The sequence below is a fragment of the Bacillus siamensis KCTC 13613 genome, from assembly GCF_000262045.1.
Lineage (GTDB): Bacteria > Bacillota > Bacilli > Bacillales > Bacillaceae > Bacillus > Bacillus siamensis.
In genome coordinates, this window is sequence record NZ_AJVF01000041.1 from 128985 (window position 1) to 150725 (window position 21741).

The following is a 21741-nucleotide window of genomic DNA, read 5'->3' on the forward strand; positions in this document are numbered from 1 at the left end:
GGAGCTCTTTTCATGGCAAGGAGGAAACAGCATGCAACACGACCATGTCGGTCAGATTTATGAACTTTTAGATGAAGCCGCCCAAATAATAGCAGAAGGCCTTCAGCTGTCTTATATTGAGGGGCTTGCGGAAGCGGGAGAGATGTATTTTCTCGAAACGGCCGAACAGCTTCGGCTTCATGAAAAACAAACCGAACAGCTTAAAAGCCTGCTTGCGAAAGCAGACTTCAAACAATGGGAGCCTGAATGGATCCGCAAGGCGTTCCAGCTCGCCATTTTAAAAGGATTGAAAGATAAATCCCATCCGAACAGACAGATGACGCCTGATACGATCGGCCTTTTCATCAGTTACCTCGTGAATAAATTTACGGGCGGCCAAAAAGGCCTGACATTGCTGGACCCCGCCTGCGGCACCGGAAACCTTCTATTGACCGCGGCAAACCAGCTTTCTGACAAAGCGGCAAAAAGCTTCGGCATTGAAATTGATGATGTCCTTCTGAAGATCGCTTATGCCCAGGCGAATCTGCAGGAAAAAGAAATGGAGCTGTTCTGCCAGGACAGTCTTCAGCCGTTATTTATCGAACCGGCTGATGCGGTCCTCTGCGATTTGCCGGTCGGCTATTATCCGAATGACGAAGGCGCAGAAGCGTTTGAGCTGAAAGCGGATGAAGGCCACTCATTTGCCCACCACTTATTCATTGAGCAGAGCGTCAAGCATACAAAACCGGGAGGATACTTATTTTTTATGATTCCGAACCATCTATTTGACAGCGCCCAAAGCGATAAACTGAAGCGGTTTTTTGCGGAAAAAGTGTATATCAACGCCCTTCTTCAGCTGCCGGCTACTCTGTTTAAAGACGAAGCGCAGGCAAAGAGCATTTTAATTTTGCAGAAAAAAGGCGAAGGCGCAAAGCCGCCGAAACAAACGCTTCTGGCCAATCTTCCTTCCTTCGCGAACCAGCAGGCGATGCGGGAGATGATGGCAAAATTGGATCAATGGATTCAAAAAGAAAAATAATGGCGAAAAAGCAGGGGGGGACGCAAAATCCCGCACTGCTTTTTGCTTTTGAAAATGAATGGATATCAGGCTGCTGACACAACTTAAGGAAAGAACATAACATTCCGTAAGACCGAGCCGTCCATTTGGCACAGTGCGGATTTATCAGAAAATAACGACTTCATTTTGTAAGCGGTACCAATATGGATGTTGACTTGAAATGCTGAGTTGACAATGTTTAAATGGAAAAGTCAGATATTTTTTGGACTGCAGTTACGGTCTGGGAAAAAAGAACGAAACAAACGAAGAAGAATTTTGATAGGAGCGTCATTTATGTCTAAAATTATTGCAATTAACGCAGGAAGCTCATCTTTAAAATTTCAGCTATTCGAAATGCCTTCAGAAAAGGTGCTAACAAAAGGTTTAGTAGAACGAATCGGTATCGCCGACAGCGTTTTCACAATCTCTGTTAACGGCGAAAAAAATACAGAAGTGACAGATATTCCGGATCATGCGGTCGCGGTGAAGATGCTGCTTCACAAGCTGACTGAATTCGGTATTATAAAGGATTTAAATGAAATTGACGGAATCGGCCACCGTGTTGTTCACGGCGGAGAAAAATTCAGCGATTCTGTTTTGCTTACGGATGAAACAATCCGTGAGATTGAAGAGATTTCAGAACTTGCGCCGCTTCACAACCCGGCTCACATCGTCGGCATTAAAGCCTTTAAAGAAGTGCTTCCGGATGTACCTGCGGTTGCAGTATTTGATTCGGCGTTCCACCAAACGATGCCTGAGCAATCTTACTTGTACAGCCTTCCGTATGAATACTACGAGAAATACGGCATCCGCAAATACGGTTTCCACGGCACATCTCATAAATACGTGACACAGCGCGCAGCTGAGCTTCTCGGCCGTCCGCTTGAAGACTTGCGCCTGATTTCCTGCCACCTGGGTAACGGAGCAAGTATCGCAGCCGTCGAAGGCGGAAAATCAATTGATACGTCAATGGGCTTCACACCGCTTGCGGGTGTTGCGATGGGAACGCGTTCAGGGAACATCGACCCTGCCTTGATTCCGTACATTATGGAAAAAACGAATCAGACGGCTGATGAAGTATTAAATACATTAAATAAAAAGAGCGGACTGCTTGGCATATCCGGTTTCTCAAGTGACCTTCGCGATATCGTGGAAGCTTCAAAAGAAGGCAACGAAAGAGCGGAAACGGCGCTTGAAGTGTTCGCAAGCAGAATCCATAAATACATCGGTTCTTACGCTGCGAGAATGAGCGGCGTTGACGCGATTATTTTCACTGCCGGTATCGGTGAAAACAGCGTTGAAGTCAGAGAACGCGTGCTTCGCGGCTTAGAATTCATGGGCGTTTATTGGGATCCTGCACTGAACAACGTGCGCGGCGAGGAAGCGTTTATCAGCTACCCGCACTCTCCTGTCAAAGTCATCATCATTCCGACTGATGAAGAGGTCATGATCGCGCGCGACGTTGTCCGCCTTGCACAATAATGATCGACAAAAAGCACATCCTTTAGGGATGTGCTTTTCTATTGAATGCCGAAGCGCCAAACGTTACGATATGCTTAGTACATAAATGATGAGGTGAAACAATGAGTGTGCATGAACATAAACAGGAGGCCCCGTCAGCGGTGCGCTGCAAAGTGATCACAGTCAGCGACACGAGAACGAAAGAAACCGATAAAAGCGGGCGCGTCATGATGGATTTCATCAGGGAAGCGGGATTTGAGACGATCGCTTATGACATCGTAAAAGATGAGAAAGGTGAATTGCAGAAAGCCGTTTTATCCGGCTGTATGGATGAATATACGGATGCGGTGCTGTTAAACGGAGGGACGGGCATTGCCGAAAGGGATGTCACCATTGAAGCGGTCACGCCGCTGTTTTCAAAAGAGCTCCCGGGATTCGGCGAGCTGTTCCGCATGCTGAGCTATACGGAGGACATCGGTTCCGCCGCCATTTTGTCCAGAGCAGCAGCGGGCGTGATCCAAAATACCGCAGTCTTCTGCACACCGGGTTCCTCAGGCGCCGTCAAGCTTGCCATGAAGAAACTGATTATTCCTGAACTGCCCCATGTGCTCCGGGAGATCCGAAAAGACTTATAAATGTATAAAAAGGCTTTGCTCCGCTCAAAAAATTGGGTGGAGTTTTTTTTATAAAAAGCTTGAAAAAACAGAATTTACTTGTTACAGTGTATACATACAAAATGCATTTTTATTAATTAAAACTAATTTTTATACAAGGGGAGCTTTTAACATGGCAGAACAGAAAAAAGTTGTATTGGCATACTCAGGAGGTCTTGATACTTCTGTAGCGATAAAATGGCTGCAAGAACAGGGATACGATGTTATTGCATGCTGCTTAGACGTAGGGGAAGGAAAGGATTTGGCATTCGTTCAGCAAAAAGCGCTGGAAGTAGGCGCCGTAAATTCGTACGTGATTGATGCAAAAGAAGAATTCGCCCAAGAGTACGCGCTTATTTCTATGCAGGCTCATACAATGTATGAAGGCAAGTATCCGCTCGTATCTGCACTGTCCCGTCCGTTAATCGCGAAAAAACTCGTTGAAGTTGCAGAAAAGGAAAACGCAGTGGCCGTGGCGCACGGCTGTACAGGAAAAGGCAATGATCAGGTTCGTTTTGAAGTATCCATTAAATCATTAAACCCTGATCTGGAGGTCATCGCTCCGGTCCGTGAGTGGCAATGGTCGCGTGAAGAAGAAATTGAATACGCTGCAAGCCGCGGCATACCGATTCCGATCAATCTTGACAGCCCTTATTCCATCGACCAGAATCTGTGGGGCCGCGCCAATGAATGCGGTATATTAGAAGACCCGTGGGCGGCGCCGCCTGAAGGGGCATATGACTTGACAGCATCTCTTGAAAATACGCCGGACGTTCCTGAAATCATCGAAATCGCATTTGAAGCCGGTGTGCCGGTTTCAATCGACGGTGTATCCTACCCGCTTGCTGATTTAATTCTCAAGCTGAACGAGACTGCCGGAAAACACGGCATCGGCCGGATTGACCATGTCGAAAACCGCCTGGTCGGCATTAAGTCCCGTGAAGTTTATGAATGCCCGGGCGCAATGACTTTGATTACGGCTCACAAAGAGCTTGAGGATCTGACTTTAGTGAAAGAAGTGGCTCACTTCAAGCCGGCAATTGAACAAAAACTGTCTGAAATCATCTATAACGGTTTATGGTTCTCACCGTTAAAAGACGCGCTGCTTGCATTCCTGAAAGAAACCCAAAAGCACGTCACCGGCGTTGTGCGCGTCAAGCTGTTTAAAGGCCATGCCATTGTAGAAGGACGCAAGTCGGAATATTCTCTCTACGATGAAAAACTGGCGACATATACAAAAGACGATGCGTTTGACCATCATGCGGCAATCGGCTTTATCGAGCTTTGGGGACTGCCGACAAAAGTAAACAGCATTGTGAAAAAGAAGGAGCAGATTGAAGCATGAAGAAGCTTTGGGGAGGCCGTTTTCAAAAAACACCGGAAAAGTGGGTCGATGAGTTCGGCGCATCCATCACATTCGACCAAAACTTAGTCAAAGAGGATATTACAGGGTCTCTCGCTCATGCGGCAATGCTGAAAAAATGCGGCATTCTGACGGAGGAAGAAGAAGGCGCCATCCGTCAAGGACTGCAGACCCTCCTGCAAAAAGCAGAGGAAGGAACGCTTGAATTCTCTGTTGATTATGAAGATATTCATTTGAACATTGAAAAAATGCTGATTGAAGAAATCGGACCGCTCGGCGGAAAGCTCCATACAGGCAGAAGCCGGAACGACCAAGTGGCGACAGACATGCATCTATATTTGAAAGATCATGTCTCCCATATCATCGGGCTGATTGAACAGTTCCAAAAAGCGCTGATCGAAAAAGCAGAGGCCAATGTCGAGACCATTCTGCCGGGGTACACCCATTTGCAGCGGGCCCAGCCGATTTCTTTCGCCCACCATCTGCTCGCCTATTTTTGGATGCTTGAACGGGATAAAGAGCGTTTCCGTGACGCGCTGAAGCGGATTAACATATCGCCTCTCGGATGCGGGGCGCTTGCCGGAACGACGTTTCCGATAGACCGCAGCTATTCGGCGGAGCTGCTCGGTTTTGACTCCATTTATGAGAACAGTCTTGACGGGGTCAGCGACAGAGATTTTATTCTCGAGTTTTTAAGCAGCAGCAGTATGCTGATGATGCACCTTTCACGCTTCTCGGAAGAAATCATTCTATGGTGCTCGCAGGAATTCAGATTCATTGAATTGGATGATACGTACGCAACGGGAAGCAGCATGATGCCGCAGAAGAAAAACCCGGACATGGCGGAGCTGATCCGCGGAAAAACCGGACGCGTATACGGTGATATGATGGGGCTTTTCACGATTATGAAAGGGCTCCCGCTCGCATACAACAAAGACCTTCAGGAAGATAAAGAAGGTATGTTTGACACGGTGAAAACCGTTGAAGGAAGCCTTCAGATTTTTACGGGCATGATTGAAACAATGACCGTAAACAAAGACATCATGAAACAGGCGACAAAACAAGATTTTTCAAACGCGACGGAACTTGCCGATTATTTAGCCAAAAAAGGCATGCCGTTCAGAGAAGCGCACGAAGTGGTCGGCAAGCTTGTGTACAGCTGCATTGAAAAAGGAATCTATTTAAGTGATATGGCATTTGAAGAATTCCTTCAAGCCAGCAGTCTCTTTGAAGAAGATATTTATACCGTGCTTGATCCGCACCATGCGGTTGAAAAAAGAATGAGCGCCGGCGGAACGGGCTTTCAGCAGGTAAAACAGGCGCTCATAAAAGCAAAAGCCTGCGCCGGCGTTTAATTTGCTAAAATTTCCTTCATATTTTCCCGTCATATCAGACACGCTACATCTATAATGATGGGAGGTAGAAGGAATGCGCAAAGAACAAGACCGTTACATCTATGATGAAAAAGAAAGTGAAGAAACGGCCCGGCTCATCTCAGAGGCATACCAAAGCGGTTATGTCGGTCTGGAGGAAGCCTCAGCCCCTTCAGAAAATTAAGCTGTCTGTAAAGACGGCTTTTTTCGTGCGGATGAAGTGCAAAAAAGTGATATTGCCGCTTGTTTATAGTAAAGTAGAGGGAGAAACGACTTTATTTTATTGAAGCGGCAACGTTGCTTGGGGAGGGTATTCAATGTGCGACATGCTCTAATCACTGCCGGAACGAAGGGATTGGGCCGAAAAGTGACTGAAATGCTGCTGGAAAAAGGTTTTTCGGTCACAGTGAATTACAGACAGGACGAAGAAGCCGTCGCTTGTCTGAAGGCTGATTATCCCCGGTGCCATGACAGATTGCAATTCGTTAAGGGCGATGTAACCCGAAAAGAAGATCTCATGCGGATCGCCGATGCAGCCCTTCAGCGGTTTGGAAGAATTGACATACTGATTAACAACGCCGGGCCGTACATATTTGAGCGCAAAAAGCTTGCCGATTACTCCGATGACGAATGGTATGGCATGCTTGAAGGGAATTTAAGCGCCGTTTTCCATCTGTTTAAAGCGGTTATCCCGGTAATGAGACAGCAGCGCTTCGGCAGGATTATTACATACGGCTTCCAAGGCGCAGATCATGCCCCCGGCTGGCTTCACCGTTCCGCTTTCGGGGCGGCTAAAGTCGGATTGGCTTCGTTAACGAAAACCATTGCAATTGAAGAAGCCGAATCAGGCATTACGGCCAACATGGTCTGCCCGGGTGATATTGTAGGAGATATGAAAGAAGCGTCTATAGAAGAAGCAAGACGGAAAATCGGGAAAGAAAACACGCCGATCGGGAGGTCCGGAACCGGAGAAGACATTGCAAGAATCATCGCCTTCTTATGTGAAGAGGATTCCGATCTTGTCACTGGAACGGTCATAGAAGCAACAGGCGGGCTGAATGTGATTAACAGGCATCAATCCCTGTAAGTTTTTTCGTTTGTCAAAAAGGGAACTTGATAAATATTAATTTTTTATGAGGTGAAAACGATGAAAGTGACTTATCACGGACATTCTGTTATTCAAGTGGAAACGAAAACCCATAACATTATTTTCGATCCGTTCCTAACCGGAAACAGTCTGACCAATCTGAAGCCGGAAGAAGTGAAAGCGGACGTCATTCTGCTTACTCACGGACACAATGACCATGTCGGAGATACAGAGCAGATCGCCAAACAAAACGACGCACTCGTTATTGCGCCGAACGAGCTGGCCGTTTATCTCGGCTTTAAAGGGTTAAACGTCCACCCGATGCATATCGGCGGGGCGCGCCAATTTGATTTCGGCAAAGTGAAACTGACACAGGCGTTCCACGGATCGGCGGTCACTGATGAAGAAAACAAAACCATCACATACACGGGGATGCCGGCCGGGATTTTATTAACGATTGACGGCAAAACGATTTTCCACGCCGGCGACACGGCGCTGTTCTCAGATATGAAACTGATCGGGGAACTGAATCACATTGACCTGGCGTTTCTGCCGATCGGTGATAACTTCACCATGGGGCCTGAAGATGCAAAACTCGCGGCTGAATGGCTGAGAGCGAAACAGGTCGTTCCCGTTCATTACAATACATTCCCTGTCATTGAACAGGACCCTGACGCTTTCGCTGAAAGTCTGCCCGGAGGCGTCGGTAAAGTCATGGCGGTCGGCGAGACCATTGAGCTTGCCTGACATATGTGTCAAAGACCTTCTGAACCAAACGTTCAGAAGGTCTTTTTGTGATGACGCCTTTTTTCGGGCGTCTCATTGCGAATGAATCCCCCGTGCCCTTATAATAAAAGCAGAAGACTGTCCTTAGAGGTGAAACGTTTGGCAACAAAGCATGAACAAATCCTATCGTACATAGATTCGCTTCCTGTCGGTGAAAAAATTTCGGTCAGAAGAATTGCGAAAGAAATGAAAGTCAGTGAGGGAACGGCTTACAGAGCCATTAAGGAAGCCGAAAATAAAGGGTTCGTTTCCACTATTGAACGTGTGGGGACCATCCGGATTGAACAGAAGAAAAAGGAAAATATTGAAAAGCTGACATATGCCGAGGTTGTCAATGTGATAGATGGCCAGGTGCTCGGCGGAAAAGCCGGTCTGCATAAAACGCTGAATAAGTTTGTGATCGGCGCGATGGAGCTTGACGCGATGATGCGTTATACGGCGGCTGGGAACCTGTTAATCGTCGGAAACAGAATCAATGCCCACCGCCAGGCGCTTGAAGCGGGCGCGGCTGTTTTGGTAACCGGAGGATTTAATACCGACGACAGCATTATCGAGCTGGCCGATATGCTTGAGCTTCCGATTCTCTCCACAAGCTATGATACCTTTACGGTAGCCGCGATGATCAACCGGGCGATCTATGATCAGCTCATAAAAAAAGAGATTGTGCTCGTGGAGGACATTTTGACTCCCGCCGATCGGACAGTGACCCTGTCTCCTAAAGATAAGCTGGAGAAATGGTACGAAAAAAACGATGAAACCGGACACGGCCGCTTTCCGGTTATCGACCGGCAGATGAAAATCCACGGGATTCTCACACCGAAAGATATCGCTGGACATGACCGGTCAGTCCCGATTGAAAAAGTAATGACCAAAAACCCTGTCACGGTCATCGGGAAAACGTCTGTCGCCTCAGCGGCTCAAATGATGGTTTGGGAAGGAATCGAAGTGCTCCCGGTGACAGACGGGAACCACAGACTGATCGGCATGATCAGCCGTCAGGACGTCTTAAAAGCGCTGCAAATGATTCAAAAGCAGCCTCAGGTCGGGGAAAAGCTGGATGATATCGTTTCAAGGGGATTTAAAGAAGAGGAAGATGACAAAACGCCGGCCGTCTATCAATATGAAGTCACGCCGCAGATGACCAATCAGCTCGGGACGATTTCTTACGGGGTGTTTACGACGATTTTAACTCAGGCCGCCAGCCGATTTTTACGGTCCCGCAAACGCGGCGAGCTGGTCATTGAAAGCATTACGATTTTCTTCTTAAAGCCCGTTCAGATGGAATCGGTCATTGAAGTGAAGCCGCGCATTTTAGAAGCGGGCCGGAAATTCGGGAAAATGGAAGTGGAAGTGTCAAGCCAAAGCGGCATCGTTTCAAAAGCGATGCTCATGGTGCAGCTGATGGAGAGAAGTTAAGGGACGCATCTCGGTCCCTTGACATTCATTATGCGTGGTCTCTCTCCGCTTCTTTTGCATGGATGGGTTCATAATGCTTATAGGCTTTATACCCGGCCCATGCGCTGCCTGCTCCGATTAAAATGAAGACGCCGCCGATGACGAGGGTCAGGACGGAGTGAAACAGAATCATTTGGTTTACTCCATACAAAAGCACCAGCGCGCCTAACGCCATACTTGATTTAGCCGAAAAACATTCCTTCTCCAGCGCCCGTTTCGTCTGGATGCCTTTTACTTTGTAATACACGTAAAAGCAGGCAGAAAGCCCGATGAGAAAAACAAAAACCAGCATAAATGAAATCCTCCATTATATGAGTTTGCAAAACCGTTTATACCGTTGCTGAAAGATTTTCCTTTTCCATGGATAAAGAGTATGATTAAATGAATAAAAACAAAAGGAGAAAACGATGAAATCCGAATTGATCAGAACCATATCATTATATGACACCATTATCTTACATAGACATGTGAGGCCTGACCCGGACGCTTACGGATCACAGTGCGGCCTTACGGAAATCCTGCGGGAAACGTATCCCGAAAAAAATATTTTTGCCGTCGGACAGCCTGAGCCGTCCCTGTCTTTCTTATATTCCCTCGATGAGGTGGGTGACGAAACCTACAAAGATGCTCTTGTCATCGTGTGCGACACCGCAAACCAAGCACGGATCGACGATCAGCGCTACCATTCCGGCGCAAAGCTCATGAAAATAGACCACCATCCAAATGAAGATCCGTATGGCGATCTGTTATGGGTCGATACGAATGCAAGCTCCGTAAGCGAAATGATCTATGAGCTGTACCTGGAAGGAAAGCAGCACGGCTGGAAGCTGAATACGAAAGCAGCTGAGCTGATCTACGCGGGTATCGTCGGTGATACGGGACGCTTCTTATTCCCGAACACCACAAAAAAGACATTAAAATACGCGGGAGAGCTCATTGAGTTCCCATTTTCATCGTCAGAGCTGTTTAATCAATTGTATGAAACGAAATTAAATGTGGTGAAGCTGAATGGCTTTATTTATCAAAATGTGTCATTGTCTGAAAACGGCGTCGCTTCCGTTTTCATTAAAAAAGACATTTTGGAGACATATGGAACCACCGCTTCTGAAGCGTCGCAGCTCGTCGGAACACTCGGAAATATTTCCGGTATTCGCGCTTGGGTGTTTTTCGTAGAAGAAGACGACCAAATCAGAGTCCGGTTCCGTTCAAAAGGCCCGGTCATCAACGGAATTGCCCGGAAATACAATGGCGGCGGACATCCGCTTGCAGCCGGCGCATCCATCTTCAGCTGGGATGAAACCGGTCCGATTCTTGCTGATCTTGAAGAGATATGTAACGAACACAAGTAGAGGGGAGACCCTCTTTCTTAGTGTTCATCTGTCACGGGGATGAACCAGCAGCCGAATTCAGTCAGGTCTTCGTAGACGCGGAGATTACAGATTTGGAGTTCTTTTTTTATGAGGGAAGCGAGTGTGTCTGTTTCTGCATATGCGGAATAGCCTTTTCTGATTCGGTCTGCATGATCTTTTGCCAGGCGGCGTTCACTAAAAACCTCCATTTTCCCTTCCTCCCTTCAGAATCATTGAAAATGTCTCATTTACAGTTTATAAAAAAGCGGAGAAAAAAGCGACAGATCTATGGAAATTTTTTAAAAATGACATAATTACGTCGCAAAAGAAATATGAATTTCGACAGACAATCTCGTATAAATCGTCAGTTCCTTTACTTGAGCTTTATATTCCTTTTCATTTATGGTGTACACCTTGTTTTCAATCGTCCGTTTTAAAAGCTCCTTTGTTTTATACACGCTCTCAATATCCTTTGTGATGACTTCAGAAATATCATCTTTCACCTGTTCTTCAAATTTCATCTTATCAGGCTGGGCGATTCTGTATTTTTCCCCATTGATCAGCTTCACATCAACACTTTGGATAAGCAGTCTTTGTTTATTATCCTCATTTAATTTATGAAGATCTTTCTGATAGATGGAGATCTGGTTTTTCAAATCCCGTGCGTGCTCCCGCTGTTTTTCAATTAACGTCACCTGTTCTTCCTGAAACGTTCCGTATGTAAACAGAAAGAACAGCCAGCTGACGATTGCTCCGCACATCATTCCCGCAAAAAAACGCTGCCATCCCGGTTTTTTATAATACTCGGGAATTCTCATGAAGGCATATTCTCCTGAGCCAGCCATGACACAATCAGCCAGCCGGTCTGCGCGCCGCCCATCGCTGAAATAATTAATAGAAGCTGTTTGAAGATGTCGCGCGTGTTGCCTTCAAACAGCCCCCGCTCAAAACTGTATACGGCGTCAAATGTTCCTCCGATAGCCGCGACAAGCGCCCAGATCTTCAGCCTGTTCGCCAATTTTGTAATCGCCGTAAGCGGAGGCTCGCCTGATAAATAAGCTCCGACGCCGCCGATGAGCGCTCCGCCGAGCAAAACGCCGAGGGCAATAAAATAACTGCTGATAAAATTCGCCATAAAACCGGCTTCCTGATCCATATATACACCACCTCACTTTTCTATCATATTGAGCGAAGCGGACAAGTATGATGATGAGTCAAAAAAGAACATTTGTTTCTTAAGAAAACCCGTCTTATAATGTAGAAAGGCAAAATGAACGTATACGGAAAGGAGTGGCGGCATTGTCTTTTGTTCATCTGCAAGTGCATAGCGGCTACAGCCTGTTAAACAGCGCCGCTTCTGTAAAAGATCTTGTTACACAAGCGAAGGAGCTCGGTTATTCTTCATTGGCGCTGACGGACGAAAATGTGCTGTACGGCGCCATTGAGTTTTATAAAGCATGCAAGTCAAACGGAATAAAGCCGATTATCGGTCTGACGGCTTCTATATACACGGACGAAACGGAACTTGAAGCACGCCCGCTTGTTCTTTTGGCGGAGACAAATACCGGTTATCAGAACCTGCTGAAAATCTCAAGTGCGCTGCAATCCATAGCAAAGGGCGGCATGAAGCGAAAATGGATGAAGAGCTATCATGAGGGGCTGATCGCCATTACACCCGGTGAAAACGGGTACATTGAAAGTCTGCTGCAAGCCGGGAAATTTGAAGAAGCGGTCAAAGCTGCCGAAGGATTCCGGGAACTGTTCGGAGAAGACCGTTTTTATTTAGGATACCAGCCGTTCAAAGGTCATGAGACGTTATCGGAAGATATTCTCCGCCTGTCAGCCGAGACGGAAATCCCAGTCTGCGCTGCGGGGGATGTCCGTTATATCAAGAAAGAAGATCAAGATGCGTACCGCTGTCTGTGCGCCATTAAAGCCGGTGAGAAATGGGAGGATCAGAGCGGGAATCTGCCGGATTTACACTTGAGGCCGCCTGAAGAGATGGCGGAGCTTTACACGCAGCATCCGGAAGCGATTGAAGCATCCGCGCGTATCGCCGGGCAATGCCGGGTCGATGTCAGCCTCGGACAGACACGCCTTCCGTCTTTTCCGGCGCCGGACGGCAAATCAGCCGATGATTATTTGGCGGAAGTCTGTCACGAGGGGCTGCGTCTCCGTTTCGGCACTCCTGATGAGCGCGCCGTCCGCCGGCTTGAATATGAGCTGGACGTCATCAGGCGCATGAAATTCAGTGATTATTTTCTCATCGTATGGGACTTTATGAAGTACGCGCATGAAAAGGGCATTGTGACAGGCCCGGGAAGAGGATCTGCGGCAGGCTCGCTTGTCGCTTACTCTCTTTTCATTACAGACGTGGATCCGCTGAAACATTCTCTGCTGTTTGAAAGGTTTCTTAATCCGGAGAGGATCAGCATGCCCGATATTGATATCGATTTCCCAGATACGAGAAGGGATGAGGTCATTCAGTATGTACAAAATAAGTACGGGGCCATGCACGTCGCTCAGATTATCACCTTCGGAACATTGGCCGCAAAGGCGGCGTTAAGAGACACCGGGAGAGTGTTCGGAATCAGTCCGAAAGAAGCTGACCAGCTTGCCCGCCTGATTCCGTCAAAGCCGGGAATGACGCTTGAGGAAGCGAGGCGGCAGTCCGCTCAGCTGAACAGGCGGCTGTCTGAATCCGCCGTTCTTCATAAAGTGTTTCAGGTCGCCAGAAAAATTGAAGGTCTTCCGAGGCATACGTCAACACACGCGGCCGGCGTTGTTCTCAGTAAAGATCCGCTTTCTGAAGTTGTCCCTCTTCAAGAAGGGCATGACGGCGTGTATTTAACGCAGTATGCGATGGATCACTTGGAAGATCTGGGTCTTTTGAAAATGGACTTTTTAGGTTTGCGCAACCTGACGCTTATTGAATCCATTAAAACGATGATTGAAAAAGAGACGAATACGAAAATTGATTTTTCTGAGATTTCTTACCAGGATGAAAAAACGTTCTCCCTATTGTCAGACGGCGATACGACGGGCATTTTTCAGCTGGAATCATCAGGAATGAGAAGCGTGCTGAAGCGTTTGAAGCCGTCGAGGCTTGAAGACATTGTCGCGGTGAATGCGCTTTACAGACCGGGACCGATGGAAAATATTCCATTATTTATTGATCGGAAGCATGGGCGGGCGCGTGTGGAAGTGCCGCATGAGGATGTAAGAAATATTCTCAGTGACACGTATGGCGTCATCGTCTATCAGGAGCAGATTATGATGATCGCTTCGCGGATGGCAGGGTTTTCATTAGGTGAAGCGGATCTGCTCAGACGGGCTGTCAGTAAAAAGCAAAAGGACATTCTGGACAGAGAGCGAAGCCATTTTGTTGAAGGGTGCTTAAAAAAGGAGTATTCTGTAGTCACTGCAAACGAGGTCTACGATCTGATTGTCAAATTCGCCAACTACGGATTTAACAGAAGCCATGCTGTCGCATACAGCATGATCGGCTATCAGCTCGCCTATTTAAAAGCGCACTATCCTTTATATTTTATGTGCGGTCTTTTGACGAGCGTCATCGGCAATGAGGACAAAATATCGCAATATCTGCATGAAGCGAAGGGGAGCGGGATCCAAGTTCTTCCGCCGTCAATAAACAAGAGCGGTTTTCCGTTTGCGCCGGAAAACGGAGCCGTCAGATACAGTTTGCGGGCCGTGAAAAACGTAGGCGTCTCGGCAGTGAAAGATATTTATAAAGCAAGAACACATAAACCGTTCGAGGATCTTTTCGATTTCTGCTTTCGCGTACCTGCAAAAAGCGTGAATCGGAAAACAATCGAAGCCCTTATATTTTCTGGCGCCATGGACGAATTCAATCAAAACCGCGCCTCCTTGCTGGCCTCCGTTGATGTCGCTTTAGAGCACGCTGAACTTTTTCGTGCAGACGATGACCAAATGGGATTGTTTTTGGAAGAATCGTTTTCCATTAAGCCAAAATATGTCGAGGCTGAGGAATTTCCGCTCGTGGACAAGCTTCGGTTTGAAAAAGAAGCTCTCGGTGTTTATTTCTCAAGCCATCCTTTGTCCGCTTTCAGGGATCTCTTGAAAAAACGGGGTGCGCAAGCGATCGCAAAAGCGCGTCAGGCGCCTAAGGGGCAGCTGTCGATCGGCGCTTTGCTCGCAGGCATCAAAACGATTCGGACAAAGACAGGTCAGCATATGGCGTTTCTCACATTAAGCGACGAAACGGGAGAAATGGAAGCCGTCGTGTTTCCTGACCAATACAGAAGGCTGTCTCCGCTGTTAAAAGAAGGCGCGCTTTTATTCGCCGCCGGAAAAATGGAAGAGCGGCAGGAGAAGACCCAATTCATCATGTCATCCGCCTCTCTCCTTGAGGAGACGGAGACAGACAGAGCGCCGTCTGTTTACATCAAAATCGAAGGCAGCCGGCACAATCAGGAGTTTTTGGAAAAGATGAAGCGTATTTTACTGGAGCATAAAGGGGAAACCGGCGTTTATCTGTATTATGAAAAAGACAAGCAGACCATCAGGCTGCCCGACACCTTTCATATTCAGGCGGACCATCAGGCGTTGTACCGTTTAAAAGAGCTGCTGGGCCGCGAAAACGTCGTGTTAAAATAGTGGTAACAACAATGGTTTTGTTATACAATTGAAACAATTGTGCTATCTTATTTAAAGATTCTGAAATTTTCCACCTCCAGAGATTGTACCAGTCTATGCGGCAGAATATGTAACAAAGTACTTAAAAGGAGTGTTTAGCATGTCATTAAGAGAAGAAGCGTTACATTTACACAAAGTAAACCAAGGAAAGCTTGAATCAAAAGCAAAGGTGGAAGTCAGAAATGCGGACGATTTAAGCCTTGCCTACTCTCCGGGGGTAGCTGAGCCTTGTAAAGAGATTTATGACGATAAAAATAAAGTATATGATTATACAATGAAGGGGAACATGGTAGCAGTCGTAACAGACGGATCAGCGGTTCTCGGTCTCGGAAATATCGGGCCTGAAGCTTCACTTCCGGTCATGGAAGGAAAAGCGGTTCTGTTCAAAAGCTTCGCGGGCGTGGATGCATTCCCGATCGCGCTCAACACAAACGACGTGGACAAAATCATCGACACGGTGAAGCTGCTTGAACCGACATTCGGCGGTGTCAATCTTGAAGATATTGCAGCGCCGAACTGTTTTATCATTGAAGAGCGCCTGAAAAAAGAAACAAACATTCCGGTTTTCCACGATGATCAGCATGGTACTGCCATCGTAACCGTAGCCGGACTTGTAAACGCGCTGAAATTATCAGGAAAATCCATGTCATCCATTAAAGTTGTGGCAAACGGAGCGGGAGCGGCAGGCATCGCGATCATCAAGCTTCTTTACCATTTCGGCGTTCGCGATATCGTGATGTGCGACTCTAAAGGAGCCATTTACGAAGGGCGTCCTGCCGGCATGAATGCGGTGAAAAACGAAGTGGCCAAGTTTACAAACCAAGACCGCAATGACGGTTCGCTGCAGGATGTCATTAAAGATGCAGACGTCTTTATCGGCGTATCAGTCGAAGGCGCTTTGACAAAAGAAATGGTGGAAAGCATGGCGAAAGATCCGATTATTTTCGCAATGGCCAACCCGAATCCGGAAATCATGCCTGAAGACGCGCGCGCAGCCGGCGCAAGCGTAATCGGAACAGGCCGTTCTGACTTCCCGAACCAGGTCAACAACGTACTTGCATTCCCTGGAATCTTCCGCGGAGCGCTTGACGTTCGCGCGACTCATATCAACGAAGAAATGAAAATAGCTGCGGTTGAAGCGATTGCTTCTCTCGTTTCAGAGGATGAATTAAGCGCGGAGTATGTCATCCCGGCTCCATTTGACAAACGCGTGGCTCCTGCCGTTGCGAAAGCCGTTGCGAAAGCGGCGATGGAAACGGGCGTCGCCAGAATTACGGTCGACCCTGAGGAAGTGGCTGAAAAAACAAGACAGCTTACGGTCATCGGCGAATAATAACACAAAAAGAATTGGCAGCGCGTTGGGAAAAACAACGCGCTGCTGTTCAATATACGGACTGCTGGCATTTTTTTAAGGGCAGGTCTTAAAAAAATTTCAGCAGAATCCTTATTTCTTTTGAAAACGCTGACAGATAAGGCTGAGCAACGCTTTTAAAGGTCTGTCATCCGTCCGTTTCCGCCTGCTTTTCAGCAAAAAATGTCGAATGGAGGATGACACCGTTTGACAAAAAAAGTACAATAGTTTCGGTAAAGTTATTATTAAGTCTATCTAATCGGAAGACATGCAGTGAAGAGAACCCTTCACAAAAGGGAGGTAATCATTTGTTAAAGGATATATTCACAAAAAAGAAAAAATATGCTTCCGTGCCGTCTGAGCAGGCAAAACATGATGTTCCGGAAGGCATTATGACAAAGTGCCCCAAATGTAAAAAAATCATGCTCACAAAAGAGTTAGATAAAAACCTGCGCGTCTGCATGAACTGCGGGCATCATTTCCCGATGAATGCAAAGCAGCGCATTGAAATCCTCCTGGATGAAAATTCATTCGAAGAATTCAACCAGGGAATGATATCTGAAAACCCGCTCGGTTTCCCGGGATACTTAGAAAAAATCGAAAAAGACCGTGAGAAAACATCGCAGAATGAAGCGGTTGTTACCGGAAAAGGGACCATCAGCGGATTCCCTGCCGTGATCGCGATCATGGATTCGACATTCCGCATGGGCAGCATGGGCTCGGTTGTCGGCGAAAAAATCACGCTGGCAATTGAAAAAGCGAAAGAGGAAAAAGTCCCGTTCATCATCTTTACCGCTTCCGGCGGCGCACGTATGCAGGAAGGGGTCTTAAGCCTTATGCAGATGGCGAAGACAAGCTCTGCATTGAAACTGTTCAGTGAAGAGCAGGGGCTGATTATTTCGGTTATGACCCACCCTACGACTGGCGGCGTATCGGCCAGTTTCGCGTCTCTCGGTGATTATAATTTCGCTGAACCGGGCGCCTTGATCGGATTTGCCGGAAGACGTATTATTGAACAGACGATCGGAGAAAAACTGCCGGAAGATTTCCAGACGGCGGAATTTTTATTAAAGCACGGCCAGCTTGATGCGGTGATTCACAGAAACGACATGAAAGACAAACTCGCATTTCTGCTGGACATGCACCAAACAGGAGGTGAGCATGAGTGGCTGCAAGATTAGAATTTGAAAAACCGGTGATTGAACTGCAGACAAAAATCGCCGAACTGAAAAAATTCACCCAAGATTCGGAGATGGATTTAAGCGCTGAAATCGCAAGGCTTGAAGACCGGCTCAGCAAGCTCCAGGATGAAATTTATAAAAACCTGAAGCCTTGGGACAGAGTGCAGATCGCACGCCTTCCCGAACGGCCGACGACCCTTGATTACATTCAATACCTGTTTACCGACTTTTTTGAGTGCCACGGAGACAGAACATACGGAGACGATGCTGCGATTGTCGGCGGAGTTGCCAAATATCACGGCATGCCGGTCACCGTCATCGGTCATCAGCGCGGAAAAGACACGAAAGAAAACCTTGTCCGCAATTTCGGAATGCCTCACCCTGAAGGCTACCGTAAAGCGCTTCGCCTCATGAAGCAGGCGGATAAGTTTAACCGCCCGATTATCTGCTTCATCGACACGAAGGGAGCGTATCCGGGCAAAGCGGCGGAGGAACGAGGACAAAGTGAAGCCATTGCTAAGAACCTGTTCGAAATGGCCGGCCTGACAGTGCCTGTCGTTTGTATCGTCATCGGCGAAGGCGGCAGCGGAGGGGCGCTTGCATTAGGTGTGGGCAACCGCATGCTGATGCTGGAGAACTCGACGTATTCCGTTATTTCTCCTGAAGGAGCCGCGTCCATTTTGTGGAAAGATTCCAGCCTTGCCAAAAAAGCGGCTGAAACCATGAAGATTACTGCGCCCGATTTATTAGAATTAGGAATTATAGATAATATGATTAAAGAAGTGAAGGGCGGAGCTCACCATGACATCAAGCAGCAGGCGGGCTACATTGACGGCATCCTAAAAGAAACATTAAAATCTCTTCTCCCATTGAACGCCGAAGAATTGATCTCACAGCGCTACGAAAAATACAAAGCCATCGGAAAAGTTTCGGTTGAGGATCAATATATCGGGGCAAACTGAATAGACGTGAAGCCTATGGCTCACGTTTATTTTTTGTGTTTTTTGTGATATTCCTTAAATTTTATTTAAAAACAGTTTATTTAATTGTATAATAGGTAAGGTTTCATGGGAGCTCAGGCGTCCCTTTTCATTGTTTTAGGGCAATGATCATGATATGTTTAACATATATATGTTGCTGAGGTGAATAGGAAATGAAGCGTATAGGAGTATTAACGAGCGGCGGGGATTCCCCGGGGATGAACGCAGCGGTGCGAGCGGTTGTGCGTAAAGCTATCTATCACGATGTAGAAGTTTACGGAATTTATAACGGTTATTCAGGATTAATCAGCGGAAAAATAGAGAAACTGGAACTGGGTTCGGTCGGTGACATCATCCACCGCGGAGGGACAAAGCTGTATACAGCCAGATGTCCTGAATTCAAAACAGTTGAAGGCCGTGAAAAAGGAATCGAAAATTTAAAGAGACTCGGTATTGAAGGTCTTGTCGTTATCGGCGGAGACGGTTCATACATGGGTGCGAAAAAATTAACAGAACACGGGTTTCCGTGTGTAGGTGTACCGGGTACGATAGATAATGACATCCCGGGAACTGATTTTACGATCGGATTTGATACGGCGTTAAACACCGTAATTGATGCGATTGATAAAATCCGCGATACAGCTACGTCGCATGAGCGTACATACGTTATTGAAGTGATGGGACGCCATGCAGGCGACATTGCTTTATGGGCAGGTCTTGCAGGCGGAGCGGAATCCATTTTAATCCCTGAAGCGGACTACGATATGGAAGAAATTATCGGCCGTTTGAAGAGAGGGCATGACCGCGGCAAAAAACACAGTATCATCATCGTTGCTGAGGGGGTAGGCAGCGGGGTTGAATTCGGAAAACGCATCGAAGAAGAAACAAACCTTGAAACACGGGTATCCGTTTTAGGGCACATCCAGCGCGGCGGATCTCCAAGCGCTTCTGACCGGGTTCTTGCAAGCCGCCTCGGCGCTTACGCGGTTGAGCTTCTGCTTAAAGGAAAAGGCGGACGCTGCGTAGGTATACAAAACAACAAGCTTGTAGACCATGATATTATAGAAATTTTAGAATCAAAACATACTGTTGAACCAAACATGTATCAGCTTTCAAAAGAACTGTCTATTTAAGACGGACGAAGCTGAAGATTTCAGAAGGAAGTGAACGAGTTGAAAAAAACAAAAATCGTTTGTACAATCGGTCCGGCCAGTGAAAGTGTAGAAATGCTGACAAAATTGATGGAAGCGGGTATGAACGTTGCCCGTCTGAATTTTTCACACGGTGATTTCGAAGAGCACGGCGCAAGAATCAAAAACATCAGAGAAGCAAGCAAAAAGCTCGGCAAAAACGTGGGGATTCTCCTCGATACGAAAGGCCCGGAAATCCGCACGCACGATATGGAAAACGGCGCGCTTGAGCTTCAGGCGGGAAATGAAATTATCGTTTCTACAAAACAGGTGCTGGGAACGCTTGAAAAATTCTCAGTTTCTTATGAAGGCCTGGCAGACGACGTGTCAGCAGGGTCTATCATCCTGCTGGATGACGGTTTAATCGGATTGGAAGTGATTGAATCAAATCCGGAAAAACAAGAAATCAAAACAAAAATCTTAAACAGCGGCACGCTGAAAAATAAAAAAGGCGTAAACGTTCCCGGCGTCAGCGTCAACCTTCCGGGAATTACTGAAAAAGACGCTAAAGACATCGTCTTCGGTATCGAGCAAGGCGTTGATTTCATCGCTGCGTCATTTGTACGCCGCTCTACGGATGTTCTGGAAATCCGCGAATTGCTTGAAGAGCATAACGCGTCTGACATTCAAATCATCCCTAAAATTGAGAACCAGGAAGGCGTAGACAATCTGGATGCGATCCTGGAAGTATCTGACGGCTTAATGGTAGCGCGCGGAGACCTCGGCGTAGAGATTCCGGCTGAAGAAGTGCCGCTCGTGCAAAAAGAAATGATCAAAAAATGCAACGCGCTCGGCAAACCGGTTATTACCGCGACTCAAATGCTCGACAGCATGCAGCGCAACCCACGTCCGACACGCGCTGAAGCAAGTGACGTTGCCAACGCTATTTTCGACGGCACAGATGCGATCATGCTTTCCGGTGAAACGGCTGCGGGACAATATCCTGTTGAGGCGGTTCAAACAATGTTTAACATCGCCACACGCACGGAAGAATCTCTGAACTACAAAGAAATTCTGTCTAAACGCAGAGATCAGGTCGGCATGACAATTACCGATGCAATCGGCCAATCCGTTGCACACACGGCGATCAATCTGAACGCGGCAGCTATCGTTACGCCTACAGAAAGCGGCCATACGGCGCGTATGATCGCGAAATACCGTCCGCAGGCTCCGATTGTAGCCGTTACAGTGAATGAGTCTGTATCACGCAAACTCGGCCTTGTATTCGGTGTCTTCCCGGCAAGCGGCCAAAACGCGAATTCTACAGATGAAATGCTTGAAGATGCAGTTCAAAAATCACTTGACAGCGGACTCGTGAAACACGGTGATCTGATTGTCATTACAGCCGGTTCTGTCGGTGAATCAGGCACGACGAATCTGATGAAAGTCCACACTGTCGGCAGCGTAATCGCAAAAGGACAAGGCATCGGACGCAAATCAGCATTCGGTCCGGTTGTTGTTGCAAAAAATGCGAAGGAAGCTGAACAAAAAATGACAGACGGCGCAGTATTGGTTGCTTCAAGCACTGACCGTGACATGATCGCTTCGCTTGAAAAAGCATCAGCACTCATCACGGAAGAAGGCGGTCTGACAAGCCATGCCGCAGTAGTCGGTTTAAGCTTGGGCATTCCGGTTATCGTTGGTCTGGAGAACGCAACTTCAGTTTTAACAGACGGACAGGTTATCACAGTTGACGCTGCCCGCGGCGCTGTGTATGAAGGCCGCGCAAGCGTTCTTTAAACAGCTTTAAAAAAGAGAGGGGGGGTTCTCCCTTCTCTTTTGTCTTTAGGTTGATTTTC

Annotated in this window: 20 protein-coding genes; 16 read left to right on the forward strand and 4 right to left on the reverse strand. The window is 47.2% G+C overall.

Features of this window, described 5'->3' with window-relative positions:
* The first annotated feature begins 31 nt into the window (after positions 1 to 31).
* The 9 genes from Y79_RS0115975 (at position 32) to Y79_RS0116020 (ending at position 9175) form a co-directional block, all read left to right on the forward strand.
* Complete coding sequence (locus Y79_RS0115975; protein WP_016938585.1) at positions 32 to 1018, forward strand: class I SAM-dependent methyltransferase; 987 nt, start codon at positions 32 to 34, stop codon at positions 1016 to 1018.
* Between the two features lie 312 nt (positions 1019 to 1330).
* On the forward strand, positions 1331 to 2518 hold the full coding sequence (locus Y79_RS0115985; protein ID WP_016938587.1) for an acetate kinase: 1188 nt from the start codon (positions 1331 to 1333) through the stop codon (positions 2516 to 2518).
* A 101-nt stretch (positions 2519 to 2619) separates the two neighbouring features.
* Positions 2620 to 3132 (forward strand): MogA/MoaB family molybdenum cofactor biosynthesis protein, encoded by a 513-nt coding sequence (locus tag Y79_RS0115990; protein ID WP_016938588.1) that lies wholly within the window; start codon positions 2620 to 2622, stop codon positions 3130 to 3132.
* A gap of 151 nt (positions 3133 to 3283) precedes the next feature.
* Complete coding sequence (locus tag Y79_RS0115995) at positions 3284 to 4495, forward strand: argininosuccinate synthase (RefSeq protein ID WP_016938589.1); 1212 nt, start codon at positions 3284 to 3286, stop codon at positions 4493 to 4495.
* The gene (gene argH / locus Y79_RS0116000) at positions 4492 to 5868 is read left to right on the forward strand and encodes an argininosuccinate lyase (protein ID WP_016938590.1); all 1377 of its coding nucleotides are present in this window, start codon (positions 4492 to 4494) and stop codon (positions 5866 to 5868) included. The genes Y79_RS0115995 and argH overlap by 4 nt, the downstream gene beginning before the upstream one ends.
* Before the next feature lie 73 nt (positions 5869 to 5941).
* Positions 5942 to 6070, forward strand: coding sequence for a hypothetical protein (locus Y79_RS1000000121850; RefSeq protein WP_014470818.1), 129 nt, complete (start codon positions 5942 to 5944; stop codon positions 6068 to 6070).
* A 135-nt stretch (positions 6071 to 6205) separates the two neighbouring features.
* Positions 6206 to 6973: an SDR family oxidoreductase gene (locus Y79_RS0116010; RefSeq protein WP_016938591.1), complete on the forward strand. Its 768-nt coding sequence runs from the start codon at positions 6206 to 6208 to the stop codon at positions 6971 to 6973.
* Between the two features lie 60 nt (positions 6974 to 7033).
* A complete protein-coding gene (locus Y79_RS0116015; RefSeq protein ID WP_016938592.1) occupies positions 7034 to 7720 on the forward strand; it encodes a metal-dependent hydrolase in 687 nt (228 codons plus the stop codon).
* 138 nt (positions 7721 to 7858) lie between these two features.
* Entirely contained in the window at positions 7859 to 9175 is a 1317-nt protein-coding gene (locus Y79_RS0116020; RefSeq protein WP_016938593.1) for a CBS domain-containing protein, read from the forward strand.
* A gap of 28 nt (positions 9176 to 9203) precedes the next feature.
* On the opposite strand, the gene Y79_RS0116025 is transcribed toward Y79_RS0116020, so the two are convergent.
* Complete coding sequence (locus Y79_RS0116025) at positions 9204 to 9506, reverse strand: YtpI family protein (protein ID WP_003152434.1); 303 nt, start codon at positions 9504 to 9506, stop codon at positions 9204 to 9206.
* 115 nt (positions 9507 to 9621) lie between these two features.
* Between Y79_RS0116025 and Y79_RS0116030 the strand changes: the two genes are divergently transcribed.
* A complete protein-coding gene (locus tag Y79_RS0116030) occupies positions 9622 to 10563 on the forward strand; it encodes a DHH family phosphoesterase (RefSeq protein WP_016938594.1) in 942 nt (313 codons plus the stop codon).
* A gap of 17 nt (positions 10564 to 10580) precedes the next feature.
* On the opposite strand, the gene Y79_RS0116035 is transcribed toward Y79_RS0116030, so the two are convergent.
* The 3 genes from Y79_RS0116035 to ytrH form a co-directional block, all read right to left on the reverse strand.
* On the reverse strand, positions 10581 to 10772 hold the full coding sequence (locus tag Y79_RS0116035; protein WP_013353167.1) for a YtzJ family protein: 192 nt from the start codon (positions 10770 to 10772) through the stop codon (positions 10581 to 10583).
* Positions 10773 to 10877: 105 nt separating this feature from the next.
* Entirely contained in the window at positions 10878 to 11381 is a 504-nt protein-coding gene (ytrI, locus tag Y79_RS0116040) for a sporulation membrane protein YtrI (protein ID WP_016938595.1), read from the reverse strand.
* Positions 11378 to 11719 carry a sporulation membrane protein YtrH gene (ytrH, locus tag Y79_RS0116045; protein ID WP_016938596.1) on the reverse strand — a complete coding sequence of 114 codons (342 nt, stop codon included), beginning with the start codon at positions 11717 to 11719 and terminating at the stop codon, positions 11378 to 11380. The genes ytrI and ytrH overlap by 4 nt, the downstream gene beginning before the upstream one ends.
* Positions 11720 to 11862: 143 nt before the next feature.
* On the opposite strand from ytrH, the gene dnaE reads away from it, so the two are divergent.
* The 6 genes from dnaE to pyk all read left to right on the forward strand — a co-directional run bounded on the left by dnaE (position 11863) and on the right by pyk (position 21682).
* Positions 11863 to 15201: a DNA polymerase III subunit alpha gene (dnaE, locus tag Y79_RS0116050; RefSeq protein ID WP_016938597.1), complete on the forward strand. Its 3339-nt coding sequence runs from the start codon at positions 11863 to 11865 to the stop codon at positions 15199 to 15201.
* Positions 15202 to 15340: 139 nt separating this feature from the next.
* Positions 15341 to 16573, forward strand: coding sequence for an NADP-dependent malic enzyme (ystJ, locus tag Y79_RS0116055; RefSeq protein ID WP_016938598.1), 1233 nt, complete (start codon positions 15341 to 15343; stop codon positions 16571 to 16573).
* A gap of 326 nt (positions 16574 to 16899) precedes the next feature.
* Complete coding sequence (gene accD / locus Y79_RS0116060) at positions 16900 to 17772, forward strand: acetyl-CoA carboxylase, carboxyltransferase subunit beta (RefSeq protein WP_016938599.1); 873 nt, start codon at positions 16900 to 16902, stop codon at positions 17770 to 17772.
* Positions 17757 to 18734 carry an acetyl-CoA carboxylase carboxyl transferase subunit alpha gene (gene accA / locus Y79_RS0116065; RefSeq protein ID WP_016938600.1) on the forward strand — a complete coding sequence of 326 codons (978 nt, stop codon included), beginning with the start codon at positions 17757 to 17759 and terminating at the stop codon, positions 18732 to 18734. The genes accD and accA overlap by 16 nt, the downstream gene beginning before the upstream one ends.
* Before the next feature lie 191 nt (positions 18735 to 18925).
* Positions 18926 to 19885: a 6-phosphofructokinase gene (pfkA, locus tag Y79_RS0116070; RefSeq protein ID WP_016938601.1), complete on the forward strand. Its 960-nt coding sequence runs from the start codon at positions 18926 to 18928 to the stop codon at positions 19883 to 19885.
* A 39-nt stretch (positions 19886 to 19924) separates the two neighbouring features.
* A complete protein-coding gene (gene pyk / locus Y79_RS0116075; protein ID WP_016938602.1) occupies positions 19925 to 21682 on the forward strand; it encodes a pyruvate kinase in 1758 nt (585 codons plus the stop codon).
* The last annotated feature ends 59 nt before the right edge of the window (positions 21683 to 21741 follow it).